This is a genomic window from Mesorhizobium qingshengii (genome assembly GCF_027563465.1).
GTDB classification, from domain to species: Bacteria; Pseudomonadota; Alphaproteobacteria; order Rhizobiales; family Rhizobiaceae; genus Mesorhizobium; species Mesorhizobium qingshengii_A.
Genome location: NZ_JAPFQA010000059.1, coordinates 1 through 626 on the forward strand (window position 1 = coordinate 1; position 626 = coordinate 626).

At 63.3% G+C, this 626-nt stretch carries 1 protein-coding gene; it reads left to right on the forward strand.

Annotated elements, in window-relative coordinates; all coding sequences use genetic code 11:
• A partial coding sequence (locus OOJ09_RS31945; protein WP_269909026.1) for a 2-oxo acid dehydrogenase subunit E2 occupies window positions 1-626 on the forward strand: 626 nt, incomplete at both ends.

The following is a 626-nucleotide window of genomic DNA, read 5'->3' on the forward strand; positions in this document are numbered from 1 at the left end:
GCGCCCACTGGCGCTCCGGCCGCCGCTCCTGCCGCGCCAGTAAGGGCGATGTCGGACGATCAGGTGCTGAAACTGTTCGAGGAAGGCTCCTACGAACTCGTTCCTCATGACAATATGCGCAAGACCATTGCCCGGCGCCTGGTCGAGGCCAAGACCACCATCCCGCATTTCTACCTGACGCTCGACTGCGAGCTCGATGCGCTGCTGGCATTGCGCACACAGATCAATGCGGCGGCGCCGATGAAGAAGACCGAGAAGGGCGATGTGCCGGCCTACAAGCTGTCGGTCAACGACATGGTGATCAAGGCGATGGCGATGGCGCTGATGGCGGTGCCGGATGCCAATGCGTCGTGGACCGAAAGCGCCATGGTCAAGCACAAGCATGCCGATGTCGGCGTTGCCGTGTCGATCCCCGGTGGGCTGATCACGCCGATCATCCGCAAGGCGGATGAAAAGACGCTGTCGACAATCTCCAACGAGATGAAGGATCTGGCCAGCCGGGCGCGCAGCCGCAAGCTGAAGCCGGAAGAGTACCAGGGCGGCACCACGGCGGTGTCGAACCTCGGCATGTTCGGCATCAGGGACTTCGCCGCCGTCATCAACCCGCCGCACGCGACCATCCTGGC